The 514-nt window shown below is 56.8% G+C and carries 1 protein-coding gene; it reads right to left on the bottom strand.

Going from position 1 to position 514, the window contains the following annotated elements; translation table 11 throughout:
- Nucleotides 1–393: response regulator (locus AC1DT3_RS23925; protein WP_477467625.1), on the bottom strand; the 393-nt coding region annotated here is incomplete at its 3' end.
- Between the last annotated feature and the right edge of the window lie 121 nt (nt 394–514).

Here is a 514-nt window from a genome sequence, read left to right as displayed (position 1 = left end):
GTCGCCGGTCGTGATGACCGACTGGGCGTGGCCCTTCGAGCGGCGCACGATGGCGTGAATGCGCGCGACCAACTCGTCCTTGTGGAACGGTTTTGTGAGGTAATCATCGGCCCCGAAGCCGAGACCTTTCACCTTGTCCTCGATACCGGCCATGCCTGACAGGATCAGGATCGGCGTCTTGACCTTGGCGACACGCAGGCCCCGCAAAACCTCATAACCGGACATGTCCGGCAGGTTCAGGTCGAGCAGGATGATGTCGTAGTCGTAGAGCTTGCCGAGGTCGATGCCTTCTTCCCCGAGATCGGTGGCATAGATGTTGAAATTCTCGGATTTCAGCATCAGCTCGATGCTTTGCGCCGTTGCGCTGTCGTCTTCGATAAGAAGTACGCGCATGTCTAATCCCCAGCCTTTAACCCTTGGGCCCTGGATCGACCAGGATTACAAACTCGCCACCGGGTCAGTGGCGAATGCCCTTTGGAACTGATTCGCAACGCTAATTCGGAATGGTTAACAA

The organism is Microvirga sp. P4_G7 (assembly GCF_056401005.1).
Note: the sequence above shows the minus strand (reverse complement) of the source record. Positions and strands in the feature narration are given on the sequence as shown.